This is a genomic window from Shewanella sp. 3_MG-2023 (assembly GCF_030548765.1).
In the GTDB taxonomy this organism is placed as follows: Bacteria; Pseudomonadota; Gammaproteobacteria; order Enterobacterales; family Shewanellaceae; genus Shewanella.
The window spans coordinates 256,243-274,345 of the sequence record NZ_JAUOSH010000001.1 but is presented as its reverse complement, the minus strand read 5'-3'; the positions used below and the strand labels follow the sequence as shown (position 1 = coordinate 274,345).

The 18,103-nt window shown below is 41.9% G+C and carries 16 protein-coding genes and 5 tRNA genes; 6 read left to right on the top strand and 15 right to left on the bottom strand.

The features are described 5' to 3' along the window. Window position 1 precedes the first annotated feature (1 nt). From Q4591_RS01275 to Q4591_RS01250, 6 genes are all read left to right on the top strand, one after another. A tRNA-Gln gene (locus Q4591_RS01275) sits at window positions 2-76 on the top strand. A 25-nt stretch (window positions 77-101) separates the two neighbouring features. Then, a tRNA-Gln gene (locus Q4591_RS01270) sits at window positions 102-176 on the top strand. Between the two features lie 5 nt (window positions 177-181). Continuing rightward, window positions 182-258: transfer RNA gene (locus Q4591_RS01265), tRNA-Met, on the top strand. 106 nt (window positions 259-364) lie between these two features. Next, window positions 365-449: transfer RNA gene (locus tag Q4591_RS01260), tRNA-Leu, on the top strand. Between the two features lie 56 nt (window positions 450-505). Next, window positions 506-580, top strand: a tRNA-Gln gene (locus Q4591_RS01255). Between the two features lie 192 nt (window positions 581-772). Beyond that, entirely contained in the window at window positions 773-1,255 is a 483-nt protein-coding gene (locus Q4591_RS01250) for a GNAT family N-acetyltransferase (RefSeq protein WP_102477092.1), read from the top strand. Between the two features lie 101 nt (window positions 1,256-1,356). Here the strand turns inward: Q4591_RS01250 and Q4591_RS01245 are convergent, their stop codons facing one another. The 15 genes from Q4591_RS01245 to Q4591_RS01175 all read right to left on the bottom strand — a co-directional run bounded on the left by Q4591_RS01245 (window position 1,357) and on the right by Q4591_RS01175 (window position 17,945). After that, window positions 1,357-2,352: an AgmX/PglI C-terminal domain-containing protein gene (locus Q4591_RS01245; RefSeq protein WP_102532057.1), complete on the bottom strand. Its 996-nt coding sequence runs from the start codon at window positions 2,350-2,352 to the stop codon at window positions 1,357-1,359. 1 nt (window position 2,353) lies between these two features. Beyond that, window positions 2,354-2,884 (bottom strand): biopolymer transporter ExbD, encoded by a 531-nt coding sequence (locus tag Q4591_RS01240; RefSeq protein WP_102528072.1) that lies wholly within the window; start codon window positions 2,882-2,884, stop codon window positions 2,354-2,356. Continuing rightward, window positions 2,881-3,429, bottom strand: coding sequence for a biopolymer transporter ExbD (locus tag Q4591_RS01235; protein WP_303445583.1), 549 nt, complete (start codon window positions 3,427-3,429; stop codon window positions 2,881-2,883). Before Q4591_RS01235 ends, Q4591_RS01240 begins: the two co-directional genes overlap by 4 nt. A gap of 5 nt (window positions 3,430-3,434) precedes the next feature. Continuing rightward, complete coding sequence (locus Q4591_RS01230) at window positions 3,435-4,088, bottom strand: MotA/TolQ/ExbB proton channel family protein (RefSeq protein WP_102438963.1); 654 nt, start codon at window positions 4,086-4,088, stop codon at window positions 3,435-3,437. A gap of 123 nt (window positions 4,089-4,211) precedes the next feature. After that, on the bottom strand, window positions 4,212-4,550 hold the full coding sequence (locus Q4591_RS01225) for a hypothetical protein (RefSeq protein ID WP_102477096.1): 339 nt from the start codon (window positions 4,548-4,550) through the stop codon (window positions 4,212-4,214). Between the two features lies 1 nt (window position 4,551). Next, entirely contained in the window at window positions 4,552-5,433 is an 882-nt protein-coding gene (locus Q4591_RS01220; protein WP_102477097.1) for a tetratricopeptide repeat protein, read from the bottom strand. Beyond that, window positions 5,408-8,665: a tetratricopeptide repeat protein gene (locus Q4591_RS01215; RefSeq protein ID WP_303458936.1), complete on the bottom strand. Its 3,258-nt coding sequence runs from the start codon at window positions 8,663-8,665 to the stop codon at window positions 5,408-5,410. The genes Q4591_RS01220 and Q4591_RS01215 overlap by 26 nt, the downstream gene beginning before the upstream one ends. Then, a complete protein-coding gene (locus Q4591_RS01210; RefSeq protein WP_303458935.1) occupies window positions 8,665-10,866 on the bottom strand; it encodes a CDC27 family protein in 2,202 nt (733 codons plus the stop codon). The genes Q4591_RS01215 and Q4591_RS01210 overlap by 1 nt, the downstream gene beginning before the upstream one ends. Before the next feature lie 5 nt (window positions 10,867-10,871). Then, window positions 10,872-11,531 (bottom strand): AraC family transcriptional regulator, encoded by a 660-nt coding sequence (locus Q4591_RS01205; RefSeq protein WP_198590498.1) that lies wholly within the window; start codon window positions 11,529-11,531, stop codon window positions 10,872-10,874. Between the two features lie 47 nt (window positions 11,532-11,578). Further along, the gene (locus Q4591_RS01200) at window positions 11,579-12,775 is read right to left on the bottom strand and encodes a DUF3570 domain-containing protein (RefSeq protein WP_241901125.1); all 1,197 of its coding nucleotides are present in this window, start codon (window positions 12,773-12,775) and stop codon (window positions 11,579-11,581) included. Further along, window positions 12,720-12,965 carry a DUF4266 domain-containing protein gene (locus tag Q4591_RS01195; RefSeq protein ID WP_102439160.1) on the bottom strand — a complete coding sequence of 82 codons (246 nt, stop codon included), beginning with the start codon at window positions 12,963-12,965 and terminating at the stop codon, window positions 12,720-12,722. The genes Q4591_RS01200 and Q4591_RS01195 overlap by 56 nt, the downstream gene beginning before the upstream one ends. 7 nt (window positions 12,966-12,972) lie before the next feature. Beyond that, window positions 12,973-13,476: a TlpA disulfide reductase family protein gene (locus Q4591_RS01190; RefSeq protein WP_303458932.1), complete on the bottom strand. Its 504-nt coding sequence runs from the start codon at window positions 13,474-13,476 to the stop codon at window positions 12,973-12,975. Window positions 13,477-13,552: 76 nt separating this feature from the next. Next, a complete protein-coding gene (locus Q4591_RS01185) occupies window positions 13,553-14,209 on the bottom strand; it encodes an outer membrane beta-barrel domain-containing protein (RefSeq protein ID WP_241901126.1) in 657 nt (218 codons plus the stop codon). A gap of 65 nt (window positions 14,210-14,274) precedes the next feature. After that, window positions 14,275-15,036, bottom strand: a complete 762-nt coding sequence (locus Q4591_RS01180) for an SH3 domain-containing protein (RefSeq protein WP_102477101.1) — start codon at window positions 15,034-15,036, stop codon at window positions 14,275-14,277. Between the two features lie 146 nt (window positions 15,037-15,182). Further along, window positions 15,183-17,945 carry a hypothetical protein gene (locus Q4591_RS01175; protein WP_303458930.1) on the bottom strand — a complete coding sequence of 921 codons (2,763 nt, stop codon included), beginning with the start codon at window positions 17,943-17,945 and terminating at the stop codon, window positions 15,183-15,185. Window positions 17,946-18,103: the final 158 nt, after the last annotated feature.

The following is an 18,103-nucleotide window of genomic DNA, read 5'->3' as shown; positions in this document are numbered from 1 at the left end:
TTGGGATATCGCCAAGTGGTAAGGCACCGGGTTTTGATCTCGGCATCCCCAGGTTCGAATCCTGGTATCCCAGCCATTTTAAAGTAAGTAGACAAGATTATTGGGATATCGCCAAGTGGTAAGGCACCGGGTTTTGATCTCGGCATCCCCAGGTTCGAATCCTGGTATCCCAGCCATCTTAGGCAATGTAGCTCAGCTGGTTAGAGCACAGCATTCATAATGCTGGGGTCGCAGGTTCAAGTCCCGCCATTGCTACCATGTTTAAAGGTAGATTAGTGGGTAACGCTATGCTACTTAGTTAGAAAAGAGCAACAACAGAGTTTACACTATATATAATTAGTGTATATTCTGAGAAAGATTTGATGCGGGAGTGGTGGAATTGGTAGACACGCCAGATTTAGGTTCTGGTGCCGTAAGGTGTGAGAGTTCAAGTCTCTCTTCCCGTACCATCAAATTTTTTCAATATGTAAACCTTCCTTTATGAAAAGTTATACATAACCAATTTTGGGATATCGCCAAGTGGTAAGGCACCGGGTTTTGATCTCGGCATCCCCAGGTTCGAATCCTGGTATCCCAGCCAAATTTAGCCTCACGGTTAAAGCAAGAGCCCGTCTTATGACGGGCTTTTTGTTGGCTGAAATTTATGATTTATCTTCTTATATTTATCCATTATCACTTATCGATTGAGGCATATGATTATTTTTGTATGATGGATAAGTCATACGTTCCAAATTAATACTTTCTAAATTATTACATTCAGAGTCTGCCCGAAATGCCAATTAATCCAATTACAGAGTCAATGTGGCCTGAAATCTATAAACTCCAATCGCAAGTGTATGTGGATATTGAACCAGAGCCGCTCGAAGTCCTTCGGGATAAATGGCAGCATTCTGCTCACTGCTGTTTTGTCTATCAAAATGAAGAGCAAAAGGTAATGGCTTATCTATTGGCTCATGTTTGGGCTAATGAAACGCCTCCTAAGCTCTATCAGACACTTTCTGAGAAAAAGGAGGGTAATAAATTGTTTCTACATGATTTAGCGGTATCTGCTCTATTAAAAGGCTCAGGAGTCGGTAAGCAAATGGTTGAGCAGTTAAAATTAATTGCTAAGCAATACAATTACTCACAAATACAACTTGTGGCAATACAAGGCTCAGTCCCTTTTTGGCAAAAAATGGGCTTTGAGATTGATCATGAGCAGGCGGCTAACGCAAGTTATGGCCCTGATGCTAAGATTATGAAGCAAGTGCTTTAATCTGTTTTACTTTCTAAGCCTTAAGCAAATAAAAAAATACGGCCAATTGGCCGTATTGTTAACTGATAAAAATTAATTAATCATTTATCGCTTACTTCTGTCTAGCTGGGTAAGAAGTCGATCGCCCAAATGGTTGTCATTGTTGCAACATCTTCTGCTGGGAAGGTGATTGAACGTAACACAACCTTTAGTTGGCGCTCTAATTTGGCATTGTTAAGCTGGCTTGATTGAATATCAACCCGACTAATGCTGCCATTAGGCAGGATCTCAATCTCAAACATGACTTTACCTTTGAGGAAAGGGTCTTTACGCAGAGCTCGATTATACAAGGCATATAAACGTGCTTTGTTCGCCTCAAGTGTGCGGCGTAATGCTGCCTCTGAACGTTGGCTTCCCGCAGAAGCCAGTTGCTCTTCCTCGGCAATTGCCCCTTGAGTAGCTAACACCTCCTCTTCTGCCAACCTAATTTGTTGGGTGTTTTTAGTGCTTAAAGCATCTGACACAACGGTTTGATTGACGGTAGAGGTGGTTAAACTCTCACTTTGGGTATTGGCCGAAGCTGCTAACATCTTACGTTTGACTTTCACTTCTTGCGCCTGCGTTTGTTCAAGGGCACTTTGAGATGCCGGCTTGATATCAAACGCTTCACGCATTGAAAAAAGCTCATCTTTCATGGCTGCTAGCCCTGAAGTTTGTGCTTTTTCTTTTGCGGCCTCACGGGTCATTGTCGGCTGTACTATTGGCTTTTCAACAGGTTTATCGATAGGCTTCTCTTCAACCTTTTCCGGTTCTTTTTCAAGTTCTGGCTCAGGTTCAGGAATAACTTCTGGCTTTTCAGGCACTGGAAGTTGTTTTTCTTTAAGCATTATTTTCGCTAACTGCGGTGGTAATTGCTCTTTAACTTCTCTTGGCACTTCAACTTGCTCAAGTAAAGGCACACCGATGCCGAACACAGCGTAAATGACCAGTAGTAACACTAAGATCTGTTTAAATAACCTATCTTGTTTACTGGGCTTAAATAAATCACCTATGTCGTTAAAGCTATTACCATTTGGGCTACTGCCATTAAACGAATGGGATAAGCTTGCTGCTGTCATGCTAACTCTCCTCAGCCGTTTTACTGGCTTGGCGTTCCACGGCTAATGACATATTTCTATATCCCGTTTCAGCACAAGCAGCCATAATTTGCTTTAACGCCATATAAGGTGTGCTGCTATCGCCAATAATGGTGACGGCACGGCCTTTTTCCTGTTCTGACTCTGTTAACTCAGTACGTTTACTCGCTTGGTATGTAAGCTCAGTAGTCATCGCTTCGATAAACTCAAGGTTTTCTTGTTCACTGAAGTTAGGCTTATCAGCACTATTTTGCCAAACAGCTCGCTCTTGGATAAGCACTGTATCTTTAAGTACTGTGATAACCAGGTTTTCAACTGGCAGTTCTTCAGCAATAGAGACAGGTAACTTTATCTTTTCGATATTTTGTAGAACGCGTACTTCAGATTGATTCACAATCAAGAAGAATACCAAAATCGTAAAGATATCCATCAAGGCAACTAAGTTAAGTTTGCCACCTGATTTAAAGCGCTTATGGTGCTTAGCAAGTCGTTTAGCTCTGGGTGATTGCTTCATGATTTGCCTCCTGTGGTTTCACTTACTTGTGTTTCAGCAAGTGATTCTTCAGGTGCATCGCCTAATGAGATAAGCGGAAACAGTTCAGCATCGACTAGATTAGCCGCAACCACTGCTTTGTATGAACGCACGGTATCCATTGCAGTCACAATGGTCTGATAATCGATATTAGATTCAAGCAAAAGCACTATGTCATTTTTATCGATTTCTTGTTGTTGAAAAGTCAGTTTAAGGTCTTGTAAGTACACAGACAAAGCCTTGAAATCATAACCTTGTTCTGTTGTTTCAAAACGTTTAAGTAATATGCCCGCAGGGTAGTTGAGCTCAAGACTTTGCTGAGTAATGACCAGTTCCAATACTTTAGGTTCTTGATCATCTTCAGCTTGTTGAGATTCTGACATAACAGGCAATTGCAGATTTAGTATCCGTACTTGTGAAAATACCAAACTCAGTAATAACACAGGCACGAGCACGATCATCAAATTCATAAATGAAGTGATATCGAGTTCTGCATCTTCGGTATTAGGGCGACGACGGCGTCTCATAATTATTAGCCTCGGTCCGAATCCGCTTGCTTAGAAAATGACAGTGAATTAAGTAATTTAATGCCAGCCATTTCAATTGAATCAACAATAGTCGCAGTTTTAGTTTGCAGTGTTGAGTGAAATAGAATTAGCGGAATAGCGGTAATAAGACCAAATGCAGTGGTGTTCATTGCAACAGAAATACTGGAAGACAGCAGGTTAGCTTTTTCAGCTGGATCTGCACTGGCTACCGCAGAGAACGCTGCAATCAGCCCCATAATGGTACCCAGTAGACCAAGTAACGTAGCAATATTGGCTAAGGTAGCAATAAATGGCGTGCGCTTTTCAAGTCTCAACATGTACTCCATGATGGTTTCTTCCATGGCGTATTCCACATCTTCACGGCGATTAGCTTGTGAAATTCTGACGATACCAGATTGCAATACATCAAATACAGGGGCTTTATTATTTTGCGCATGTTGACTGATTGTCGCGACATCACCGCTTTTAAGTGCTTCTTTGATTAACGAGAATGCTTTTTGGTTAGTGCGATGAGCTGAACTGAGATATAACCAGCGTTCGATAGTGATGGCCAAACCGACGACTAATACTAGGGCGATAGGGTATATGAACGGGCCACCATTTTGTAAAAATGCAATAATATGGTCGGTAAAACTCATGATATTTTCCTTTTTATAGAGTCGAACGAAGTTGTTTTTGACTCGTCCTAAATGTAGTTATTTTTTGTTACTGCTTTTTTGTTACTGCTTTGGGTTAAACTTTTATCTTGGTGAATACACCCTTTATTGTTTTGATGAAGTATTCACACTGAAATCACGTACCTCTTGTTGGAACTTTTTAGGGTTAATCGGTTTGAATTGCGGCAAGATGATTTGCATATTGTTATCTTGTATTGCTACAGGGTTGGTAATTCCTTGCCAAGGCATGATGTAAAGCACTTTGGGTTGCTCTTGCGTGCCGGTCACTTTACTTTCAATTAATACGGGTTTGTTTGCTGTGCTGACGGTTTCAGCGGCATTAAGCTGGCCAATGCTAATGACTGATAGCAGCAAGAGTGTCATAACAGCAATAACCGCTGCGTTTACACGGTATGTTGTCATCGGGGTTAATGAACTAACCATCTTATCCTTCTCCTTCTTGCAAATTGAGCCCAGCGCGCTGAATTTTTATTTCAACGCCAGCCAACCATCGCTGGGCTTGAACATCATCAGGTTTTAGCAATAAATAGGATTGATAATAACGTCTCGAATCTAATAGTTTTCCTCGGTATAGCTCGAGCAAAATAGCCAGGTTAACTTGTGCTTCTGGATAATTAGGCCAAATAGATAATGCGGTTAAATAATCTTTTTCTGCCTGTTCAAATTGACCTTGCTTTCTTGCTACAAGGGCCTTCAACTGAAAGGCGTAAGGGTTTTTATGGTTAACGGCAATGGCTTGATTTAACAAAGATTCAGCCTGACTAAAGTCACTTTTATTAATGGCGATTAAGGCTTTGTTTACTAATGCACCTGATAGGGTTGGCTGCGCCAAGAGTACTTGATCGAATAATACATCAGCTTGATCAAATTGCTGTTGTTTCATCAGAGCAAGCGCATCTTGATACTGAGTTAACACCGTACTGGGTACATTGGCTAAACGTTGCTGTGCTTGCTCAGCATATAAGTTGTAATTGTTGGCTGTTATGTCATTTAAAGCGCCATTACTTGCCGTTTGCTTGTTCGAGCTGTTCCCTACAGAGCCATTTGCCACAGAGCTAGCATTGCCATCATCTGTGTTAACCATATCCACCATACTGCTATCTAGGGCATCAATACCGTTAGCTTCGGCGTTTTCACTCGCTTGATCATTAGTCATCGTTGAGCATGCAGACAAGATCATTAGGCTGAAACCCATTAATAACTTGATGGTGACATGAGCTGAGGAAAGTGTGTTATTCACTTTATTATTCACCCGACTGTTTACTCTCTTACTTAAAGGTTTAGTGAATTGATTCAACGACATCATGTGTCACCTCCTGTTTGTTATATAACGCAGGTGACAGTTCAGTTAAGGTTGTGAAACTTTTGCCAATCCATTGGTCATAGATATTTTGCCAAGCTCGCTCAGTGTTACTGATATGAATTTCAATAGCCTTTTCCTCAAATGGATAGGCGAGCTCTTCAAGCAATATTTCGTACTCTTCCAGCGCTAATTCATCTAGGTCACTAGGGCGCTCAGAGTCCATAACATCAGCCGCTAACTGGCGATACATTTCAGCTAAGTTAAAGGTTGCTTGCGGCACATATTGTGCTCGTTGAAAGTCCAACACTTGCTGGTAATAACCAATAGCTTGTTTCATCGCGTCTTGTTTACGCTTCAAGGTTTTATTTAATGGCGCGGTTAGCTTAATCGCGATAAATGTTTGCTGGTGTGCTTGGGCTAATTCAGAAGCTGCAATAGAGGCAATTTCAATTTCTCGCCCAGCAAAGGTATTCGCTTTAGCTTGCTGCTTGGCGTGGAAGGTTAATATCTGGCGATACCAGTAATATTCCTTGTTGGGCTCGTTAGAAACTTGATAAAACTCGCTCATTTTAAGGCGTACTTCTTGTGCTACATCAAAAGGCTCAGGGTAATCTTTAGCGTATGTTCGATAGGTTAAGCGGGCTTTTTCGGTTTCGCCTGCTTTGAGGTAGTACTCCGCAGCAGTATATTGCGCCTCACGCTTTAGCGCTCCTTTGGGTTCATTGGCAACAATAATCAACAGTTGCTCAGCAGCCAATTCCCATTGTTCTAATGCTTCATATGACTGAGCAAGTTTTGCTGGGATTGATGCACTGAATTGATGTTTAGGGTAACGCTTTTGAAATGGCACCAATACCGTAATAGCTTGTTGCCATTGCTGTTGCGAAAGCAAGATATTCGCCGCTTCAAACTCGCCACTGACTGCATATTTTGATTCAGGCACAGCTTTGCTAATCCGTAATAAATCGACAACAGCAAGTTGCGGATTGTCGTTCTTGTTAGCCTGTGCTTGGAAGTAAATGCTTGATGCTAATAAATCGCGCATTTCAACTCGTGATGTCGCTTGCTGCGCTGTCGGTGTTTGACTGACACTTAAATATTTTAACGCCAGATTATAAGATTGCTCAGCAAGGGCATATTGGCTTTGCTGATATAACCCGTGAGCATATAACTGAGTCACAAGTTGTACTTGTTTTAATTGAGTTTTAGGCAGCTGTTTACCGTGCTCTACTGGATTGATAACACTTGATTTATCTAGGGCGATATAAGCCTGAGGTTTTTGTACACTGGCTAATTCATCAGGTGTTTGTCGCGCTACTACCGCTATTTGTTCTGCACTTTTCTCAGAGGGTTGATTAATGACACCGTGAGTCACTAATACAAATTCGCTGAACTGGGCTAAATCCAGGTAATTTTTCGATGCAAATGAATATTGGGCGCCGTGAGTTGCAAGCTCTAGAGCGCGTTTATCATCTGGATAGTTGGCGATAAACTGTTTATCTAAGGCGACCCTCTCTTGGACAACGACCTGAGTGCTATCCAAATTTGCATTAGCTTGATTTTGCAGCGGCGTTAGGATTTCTCGAATTGTGATTGTGGTTGCATAAGCAGCCTGCTTTTTGAGGGCTATCTGCTCTTGGTTTAGCTGCTTATTTGGTTGGCTTAAGTGATCAGCTTGTTGGTTTGGCTGGTCTGCTTGAACCGAATCATCAATAGAACTGATTTCACCATAAGCGATAGTTTTATAACTGTTAAGTGCTTGTCTAAATTGCTTGGCTTCAAAATTAGCATCAGCAAACAGGTATTCATCAGTGTGAATATCTTTGCTGAGTAAGCTGCTTGCCTGTGGCAATTTTGCGAGTTGTAAGTAAGTACTTAATGCATTTGCAGCCGCTTTAAAAGCGCTTACTCGGCCAATGCCTGCAGGCTGATTTTGCGCGTTGGCGTAAACTCTGCGGCTATGCTCATCACTAAATGCCAGTAAATGAGGCAGTAACTCTTGTTGATGCTTTGCACTTGCTTGACTCCAAAAAGTGCTATTTAACCCGTACTGGTTAATATAATCATTTTTGAGTTTATGCATTGAAGCAAATTTACCTTGGCGCTGATAAAGCTCAAGTAAAGCCAATGAGTAACGAGCAGACCAAATGTTATCTTGTGCCAAATCGATATAGGCTTGATAGGCCAGCTCTGCATCATGTTGCAGCTCTTGTTTCAGTAAGAATTTTGCTAAGTTATCAAATAGAACATGTTGATAAATAGGTAAGTAACGCGTGTCTTGTTTTGATGTCACCAGTGCAACTAAGGATACGGATTGTTGCTGCTGACTGAGTGAAATACTTAAAACTCGCTGCGCATCAATTGCTAGGTTTTGCTCGCGACTGCTCAAACTGGCAAAACTGAAATCCGTTGCGGTTAACTCATTTTGCTTTGGTTTATGGTTAGCTAAAATCGTATCGAACACGGCTAAAAAGGTACTATCAGCCTCAGGTAAGCGATTCAGTTTAAACAGTGACCAGCCAGACATATAAATGCTGTTGAGTAAATATTTATCATTGTTATCAGCTGATTGAACCTGTTTATAAGCGCTTATCGCAGCAGGGTAATCTTGCAAGTTGTAATAGATTTCGCCGCGCCTAAAGTTAAGCTCCGCTAAATATTGAGTGTTAGGGTAGCGGGATAATAACGATTCCATCTCGATTAAGCTTTCATCTAGCTGGCCTTGCAAATCTAGCGCTTTTGCCAGTTGATACTGCAGATGCTCGTTATCAGCGCGATTAGGGTAGCGCTGTAATAGTGTTTGATACTCAGCGATTAATTTTACTAGCTGTTGATCGTTTTGCTTGAATTGTTGCAAAGCTTTTTGCTCTGCAGCTAACGGGTTAACCCCTGTATCTTCATCAAGAACTGTGGTTTCAAGCTCACCAAACATTTGCTCTTCAAGATTTTCAGTCTTAATTTGAACCAGACGATATTCAACGTGTGTTCTGACTTCTGGGTTGGGTTCTAATGTCAGTAATTGCTGATAAATTTGCGCAAGTTTTTGGCTTCGCTGCGCTTTTGTCAGAGCAAGTGAGTCCAATGAAACTTGGGGTTGTTGTTTGGCTAAATCAGTTAATGTCGCTCTTTTGGGATTGTTATTAGCTTGAGTATCTAGGGTGCTTTTACAACCGCTGACGCCAGCAATGATCATGCAGCTAACGAGTAGAGATAGCGTTGGTTTTGATGGGGTCATTATAATTTCTCCCCATTTATAACAGGTTGGGACATTTGCTCTAATACAGCCGCCATTTCATGGCGAGAGGCCAGTAATAACTGTTCAAGCTGAATTTGTTGCTCAGAAACAAAGGCTGAGATTTTTTGTTGAATTTGAGCTTTGGTTGAGGATTCAAGTGCTGCGATATTTTGAATTGTTGTAACCAGTCTCGTTTCTGCTTGAGCTTGGCGCTGCTCAAACGCAGTGGTTTGTTGCTGAGAATTGGCTAACTGAGCAAAGCGTTGTTGCTGCAGACTTACCAGTACGAGTTGTTGGTCGACTTGTTTAAGTAATTTTTTATGTTGCCATAACCTTTGAGGAAATTGCTGTTGCAACTCCCAGTTAAGGACTGCTTTAACGCGGTTTAGTCTTTGTTGATACTCTTCAGTGCTGCGCTGACCACTAATAGCCTTGATAACGTTTTCACTTTCATTGACGCGTTTAAGCCATGCTTGCTCTGCGTCATTGGCAAAAATATCCGCGTTTTCTTGTGCTTCAGCCTCAGTAATCATTTGTGCTAACAGCTGCTTTTGATTGGTTAACTGCTGAATCAATTCAGGATACTGGGTTTGGCTTTGCTGTTCGATGATGCGAGCTTGACGCTGTTTATTGAGTGTTAAGCTCTCTTTTATCCAGGCATTTTTTTGCTGCTGACGGTCAATACTGCTCGTTAACAGTGATAACTCAGATAAGGTATCGATATCGTGTTTCAGCTCTGGATTTTCTAAGGCTTTTTGCAGCCATTGACTATTAGCTCCCGTTTGAGCGTTTACATTACTGTTGAACAATAATGGCGTTAATTCTGTTTGCTTAATATCGGTATGAAAGCGTGCTAAGTCAGCTAATTGTTCAACATAGAGTTGCTCGGCTTGTTGATAGCTATATAGGCTCTCAGAAAGTGTGTTTTGCTGTTTGATTTGAGCAGAAATGAGTAATGCTGATTGCCAACCGAGCTGGGAGTATTGATAGTCACGTTTTAATAAATCAAGCAATGCCAGTGAAGTGTCATATCGCTTGATCTGCTGAGCTGAGAAGGCAAATAGAAATAGTGCAGACTCAGTGTAAGGACTGTGCTCAGGAAAATCTTGTAATTGATCGAATGCTGCTTGGTATAGACCTTGTTTAACATACAGTTGGGCTAACAATAATTGAGCATAATCATTAATGGCTTGCTGCTGGATTTGTTTGTCTGCCTTTAATTCATCAGCTGTCATTATGCTTATGTCAGTGATTTCTTTATTAACATTTTTACTAGAAACTTGAGCTCGTTGTTGTGGACTCTTTTCGGTAAATAAGCTTTGCCAGAAATTCGTTTCAGTTGCTGCTAAGTTTATGTTTTTAATGCGTACCAGCAGTGTTTCTGCGCGTTGATAATCCTTTGCTTGCATCAATTGCAGTGCTTGGTTAAGCATGACGTAAGCAGATAATGCTGACTTTGCAGTTAATTCAGTATCTGCTTGGTTTGATCCCGCGGCTGACTCATCAAGTATTTTCGCTGAAGGAGTCACAGATGCAGGCCAATATGCCAATTGATGTAGGATCTGATATTGCTCAGCATATGAAGCAGGCAGTTGAGTGATATTAGCGAGGGTTTGCTGGGCAGCACTGTGTTTACCTTGCTCTATTTGTTGTTCTGACAACTGTAGTAGCGCGATAAGCTTTAGCTCATCAGCAGAGGTGGCAGTTTTATTGCCTTGTTTATCTTCGGTTGGTGGCTCAATACCTGCCAACTTATCGTCTGCTTGTTGTTGAATTAATGCTTGCTCGAACGTGGCCAACGTCTCTGTAGCTTGATGATGTAAACCGATGGATACCTGTAAGCCAGCTTCAAACAAATGGCTTTTTGCGGTATCAGCATCAAAGCGCTGTCTGTTTAGGCTAACTTGGCTTAATGCGGCGTTGTAATCACCTTCAAAATAAAAGTATAAGGCTTGGCGATAAAGTTTATTGCGCAGGTTAGCTTGCTGAGCAAGGGTTAAATTAGTTGCAGTCGTTGCATTAGCAACTTCAGTTGGTTGCTTATTTAGTTCATCAGTTGAGACATCGGTGGGCATATCAGCACTGATAGCTGCAGTTGAAAAACAGCCGCTAACGATAAGCAGTAATATCGCTTTTAGCTGAGGCGTTGCTACTGCATAGCGGCTAAAGTCAGGGAAAGCTTGGTTCATATTAACTGGCATAACCGTTATAAAACCCACTCTTCAACTTTCACATCTGCACGATAACTGGATTCATTATCTTCAAGTTTCAATTCCACCATCACGGTTTCATCTGTCTTTTCAAATTGATGAGTCACTGCTCTTTGTACGGTGCGACCTTCTGCATCAACACCGGTAAAAATAGCGGTAAGCTGATGCTGTCCCATTTTCAAATTTCCCATATAGACTTTTTGAATGCCGCCTTTTTCCAGTGCACGACGTTGGCGTTGGGTATATAAAAAACCGGCTACATTTTGCTGATTAATTTTTAGCTCGACACTGTCTAGGGTAAAAAAACGTCCAATATCCACTGACACAAATACAGCTATTTGAGTGCTTGCGGGGAACAATAAGTCTTCTTCAAGAATGAATAAATCACGATTTAATTTAATGACTTGGCTTTTGATGTTTTCAAGATCGCTTGCTACCTGACTCTGACTATCAGCGCTACCATTACCATTACCATTAGTCATTGCATTAGCACTCGCGTCACTATTAGTATTGGCTAACGCGGCACTTGGCTGCATCGCGCTCCAGAACACGGTTATAAATAGCCCCAAAGTGAGCCATATTTTAAAATTTGTAGATGACTTAACAGTGTTACCCTGCGCTGTACCTTGTCCAGTACCTTGATCTGTGTTGTTCATATTCCTACCTTGAAAATGGGCTAAATCGCTAACATTACGCAAAATGATTAAAAGTAAACGCTATAAAAAGCGCGGATGACGTTAGCTGAAAAATTGTAAAACGGTTCGTTACCTACGCCACCATCAGCAGTGGGATCTCTAAAGTTGTTGTAGTCGAAGGTGATGTAGTCCCATTGAATACTGGCTTCTGAACGAGTATCTCCAAAAGATAAGCTTTCAGGCATTAAATAAGTGACACCTAGGCCTAAGGTTAAGTCATTAAAGTCACTTAACTCTTTATCGCGGGCTAGGTAGTTTTGTGCATCTTGATAAGGGAATAAGTCACTATAAAATTCAGCTTGAGTTTGCTGGTAGTAACGCACTTTAAATTCAAGTTCTAAGAAGTCACCAATAGGGTGGCGGTATCCGAGTTCGACATCATTAGCATCAATTTCCCAGCTGTCGTTGAAGTAGCGATAATGAAAAAATAACGCCGCGCGATAGGGCAGAAAGTAGCTTGCCGATAATTTGGTTGAAAACGAGTTACGAGTCTCTGGATAGATTTCTGACTGATAGCCAACACCGGATGGGTTAGTTGTATCTATGTAGCGTACCGTACGGTATGGGTTATTGAGGTAACCTTCGTCAGCAATGGCTTCAAAGTTAAGTTGCGCGGTTAAGTTGCGAGTTAAAATTTGACTTATGCCTGCGCGAATACGGTACTGCTGGCTTTGTTCTTCAAATTGGTCATCGCCATTGCGGCGTATTTCATTATCACCATATGACACACCAAGACTTAAATTGGTTAAATCGCCAAAGGTATCTTGAGATACATTAACACTAAAGGATTGTGCGAGGTAATCGTCTTCATCACTCTGGCGGGCATTAAAGGTCATTAAGGTCTTATCGTTGAGGTATTCGACCCCAATTTGGCCTTCATGGCGCTTTTCGCTATATGGACTTGCTGTACTGAGCACATCTACAGAGGCCGAAGAAATGCTATCGAGGTAGTAGTAGCCAGTAAACGCCAATGATTCTGAGGTCTTTTTTCGAAGCAATACCGAAGGACCGTCAATTTTCATCCCGCCGCCTTCATAGCTGTGATAAAGCACATCAGCGCGATCAGGCTCTAGCACTGCTGCTAGGCTGAGTGGCGAGCAGAGAATTAATCCTGTCAGTGTGGCTGTCTTTAATAAGCACTTGAGCATCTTAGTTACAACCACAGCCACCGCCTCCAGTTCCTTCTGCTCCGCGAGCAGACTCACGGGCCTCCAATACATGCGCTACGTGCATATTGGCAATGGGGTGCCTACCAAATCGCATAATAGGATCGGCAAGGTTTTGGCGTTCATAAGGTTTTACCCAAGGTTCTATGTCTAAACTTGAGCAGCCCGATATTATGAATAGTGACGACAGGGCCGTTATGAGCATGAGCATTTTTTTGATTGGATTCATCATAGGGTTACTCTCTGATCAGCTTTTTAATCGCAGCGGCGTATTTTTTCTCGTAACCTTCTTGATAACCTAAGAACACATATCGCACTTTGCCGTCGCGATCGACAATCACAGTCGTTGGCATGGCTTTTACATCGTAGGTCTCAGATAGGCTGTTTGTTTCGTCAAAAAAGATGTCAAAACTTAAATTAAGATCGGCTAGAAAGTCTTTACCTGCTTGGTTTTCTTGCTCAACATTGACGCCCCAAACGGCAACGCCTAAATCTCGATATTTGTCTTCAAGCTTTTGCAGTACTGGCATCTCTTTTCTACAAGGTCCACACCAAGATGCCCAGAAGTTAATCAGGATGATATTGCCGCGCTGCTCAGAGAGTTTAAGGTTCTCACCTTGCATGTTTTTTAAGGTGAAATCTGGTGCCATATCGCCTTCTGATAACGCATTGGCTTGAATCGATACACTTAAAGTAAATAGGGTAAACAGGGCAATGAACCCACGCTTAAATAACATCATTGATAATCCTTTTTTTCTTACTATTTAATTTTTGTTTAACTCTTTTTCGAGCTAGGTTGTGACCAACGGCTATAGATTAAAAATAAACAGCAATACCGGTAGAAAAGGTTAAATTGTGCGTCGTTTTTGATGAGCCTGTTATTTGAGTGTCAAAGATGTAGTCACTCATCGCCAGATCCCATGCAACCCAGTCATTGAGAAAAACACGGTAGTTAGCGGTTAAGTTCACCGTAAATTGTTCATCACCGGCAAACTCAGTGTTACCACCACCGACTTCAATGGAGAACACACTGTTAAAGACTAAATCTTCACTGAAAAATATTTCACCAGGCAGAAGGTTATAACCAATATTGAGGCCGTAGTAGGTCATTTCGCGCTCTTCATCTGTCAGTAAAGGCGCGGTATTAGCAAGCTTCTCAAAACTGGTATATCCGCCTTCAGCGACTGCATATCTGCCTTTGACATAAAAGTGTTCACTAATGTGATACCCCAGATGTGCACTAATCCAAGGGCTATTTTCAAAGTCCTCAATTGACATCAAGCCACCTTGAATACCGACCTCGAAATTTTCGGTATCCAATACATCATCGAGTACTTCGCGGCGCTCAACATCGGCTTTAACTCCGACGGTATTTGATTGGCTAGCTTCAGCTGAAAGTGCAATGGCGCTATAGCCCATGCCTAAAGTGACGATACTTAGGGTTAAACAAGATTTAATTGCGTTTTTTACCATGGTATTAATGCTTATTTTTGTTGTTATCGCTGTTTTCATCATTGCCTTCATTATTCCCATGCCCATTAGAAAAAGACGCTAAAGCCGACTTTCCAAGATTGAAGTTGTTCATTTTCATCTCTGTCGGTTAAGGCCAACGAGAGTTTATATTCGGCGCGTAAGATAAAGTTACGTGCGAGATGGTATTTAACCCCAGCCGCTGCACTCATTAAGGTGCTTTGACGTGATTCAGAATCCGCGATAACACTGTGAGGCTTAGTGTTGATAATGCCGCCACCTATGCCAATGTAAGGGACCAAGGTAAATTCAGGAAAAGGATGGCTGTAAAGCATGGCTTCAAATAAGTCACTATCAGAAATGCTACCTAAGGCTTTACCTGCAGATATTTCAGCACTAAAAACAGGGGTGAAAACATAGCCTAAGTGCACGTTATAAAAGTTAGCGCCTTCAAGGTCGCCATACATTACGCCCGATTCCCAGTCTCTTTGCATAAAGGCTTCAGTGCCAATGACATGCTGGTTAACCGCTTCACCATGTTGGCTGAGTCCGCGTAAGTCATCTTCATGAAACCAACCTTCAATGCCACGCTTATCACGGACTTTGAGCCAAGATGTTCGTTTGAGTAGTACACTGACCTGTTCATGTTGCTCAACAACATGTACGACGGGATAGCCTGCACTTGGGCCTGAATGAAGCTCAACAAAGGGAACATCAATGGTTAACTGCGCCGCCGAGGATTCAGCGTGAGCAAGGTTGGAGTTCAATAACGTTAAACAGAGTAATGTACCTGCCAACATGAATTTGAATGGGCAGGCGAAATTAAACATAGTTTCCTTTTTGTAACATCATCAGTCCTTGTTTATTGTTGTTTTTATTTGGCTTTTAACTTTGTTGTTATCAAGGTTTTTCTTATCAAGCCGTCTCTTACCAAGGTTGCTCTTATTATGGCGGCTGTTATCAAAAGTCTTTTCGACTAATCTTGAGCGTAAAAAGGGGTGTTGTAATACTGAGCCCCAATATCTATCCATTCGCTTAATAATTTAAGTTCGTCGGCTGTCAGCATATTTTGATGGGTTTCATCATTCATGGTATTAAAAAACCTGCTACTGGCTCTGGCACCATTAGTCGAGATAATTGCTGGTACATTCACTGTGGTTAATACAGGAATTGGATTACCTTCGGCATCGAGTATCAATTCACCATCGGCATCCAGTTGATAAACCACGTTACCATCGGCATCTAGCACTTCGACTAGTTTGTCGATAACGATCCCATCCACTTCTTCTTGTTCGACATCATTAAAAAATAACTCACGATAACTCGTTAGGTGAGCGATTTGATCTATTGATGGAGCTGCAATCAATTCAAGCTGACCAGCTGGCACCTGGGCAAGGTTATTATCATCGACATTGCTATGGCACACGGTGCAAGTGTTATCCGCAAGGACCTCTAAGGTGTCTTCGTCTATGGCTAAACGAGGTAAATCCCAAAGGGGCTGAATATGTTCTTCATAGTTGATTTGAATGCGGCAATATGGGGTCCAATTATTAAAACATTCACTGCCATTTGGTGCAGGGGTTGTTAAGTTTTCATAACTCAGATTCATACTCGGGTTTGGCGCTGAGATAGCTGGATTAGTCCAAATATCATCGTAACGTAGGCTCGCCGATAGCTCTGCAATGCCATTGACCATAGCATCGGCCTGCGCCATGGTTTGACCTTGTATTGGAATAATATTGCTGCTGGCATTAGGGTATGCAGAGCCACCAATCGCCCCTGTGTTAATGCTGTCTGCTTGGGCATCATAACGGCCATGAGGTAATTGGCTGTTAGCCGTGTGACAACCCATACATTGCAGGGTTTCACCGGCTTGTAAACTTATCCATTGGCTGTGGCGACCACCAATGCGTTGGCCGTTGCTATCTAAGACACTGATGGCCAATGGCACATTTGCAGGGACTTTAATTTTCACTGAGCCGTCTGGCTGAATTGGGGTGTAGCCAATAACTTCGCGCATTAATTGATTTCGGCTGCGGCCAAAATCGGTATTGGCAATATCTCGAACTTCATCAGGTGGCATAGGTACGCCGCGGACGACTTTTAAAAAGCGCGCTGGTAATTCACTGGCTGGGGTTAATGAAGGATCGCTTAATCGACTAATACCGCCTTGATTACTGCTGCTGTCTTGACCATCAAAATCATATACGCTGCGAATGTGAATTGCCGCAGCGAGTTCTTGGTGCAACTGTGGATCAAGTTCATTACCAACCACTTGATCGGCGATAAAGGCTTTAGGTTGCGATGAAGGCTGCATCACTAACGCTTCAGTAATCACTTTACCTTCTTCGCTATTGGCGACTAACTGCTGAGTACCGTCGGCATCGTTAAGTAGCCAAAGCTCATATAAGGGATCGGCAAGTGTTAAGGTTTGATCCAGTAACTGTTCATCAGTTAATTGACCACATGCACGGATTTGTTCTTCAACAACAACCCGACAAAGATCCCAACTCAATAAATAACGTTGGCTGTTATCAGGTAATGGATATAAATGAGTTAAGCGCCCAGAAGGAGATAGCGCGTCTGCGAAGTTAAATTTAAAATCAAAACTGAGCGGTAAATCGCTTATGGCATTGTTAGTTGTGTTGTCGGTTTCGCCCGATACCGCAGTGGCTTGCTGGTTATCAATATACTCATCGATATTGATTGTCACAGGCCTTTTTTGATAACTCATTTCATCCTGTGATGACAGCAGCATTAGTATATTGCCATTTGGTAATTGCTGCGGTTTAACAAACTCAATTTGTTCATCTTGCTCATCGAGAGTCATCTGATGAGAATGCCAGCCGAACATTAATTCATTCTCGGTGCCATCTGGATTCATTTTGTAGAGGTTAATACCATGGTCGCCACCCATGTCATCCCAACGGCTATAGAGGATTTGTCCATCTTGCAATACCAGTGGGTAGAAATCATGACTAAGATTGAAGGTCAGTTGCTCAATACCGCTACCATCATCGTTCATTAAATGGATGTTGAACGTTTCGTTATCGCGGCTTTCGTCGAGAGCGGTGTATTGCGGTTTACCTTCATCGAGTAAAATGGCTCGTGATAAGCGCTGGCGGGTTGAGGCAAATATAATCCGTCCATCAGGGAGAAAGGATGCCATCAAGTCATCACCTTGTTCGGCAGTCGTATCACTGTCTATTAATCGGGTCAGTGATTGGTCAGATAATTGGTAACGCCATATATTCCAACTTGGTTGTTCATCTTCGTCGGCATCAGCAATTTCTGGCGCGCGAATAGAGACTAAAAATTGTTGACCATCATCAGAGACTGATAAATCACGAATATCTATGCGTTGGATAGTGTCAGGATCTTCGGTGATTAAATCGGCAAAAAGTTCGGCGGTGATATTGGTAACGGGTGAGTCAGTAAACGCATTTCGTTTTACAAATAATTGTGCGCCAGGATTAAATTGGCTTGGGTTTCTACTTTGAAAACTAGCGGATTCTGGGTTGTCATCACTGGGCTGGGTAATGAGATCGCGCTGAATGTAAACCACAGGGTATTCAACTAAAACAGGATCAGGCTGTTCATCCTTAAGCGCGGTATCCGTGTTACAACCGCTAACAAGAAGAAACGCCATTAATGCTTGATAACTAGAAGCTTTATAGCCTAAAACTTTATTGTCAAAAGTTTTACGGCCTAATCCCTTTAAGCCGAAAAATGGCTTCATTTATTACCCTTAATATATAATTGTTATTATTGTTATCGTTACATAGTTAAAATGTAATAACTCTTGACATTATTGCCGCCTAGTCTCAGTGTTTCAATACTTTTTAATAAAAATTATTTTGCCAAGTAAAAATAAAGTTAACAAAAATAAAAACAACA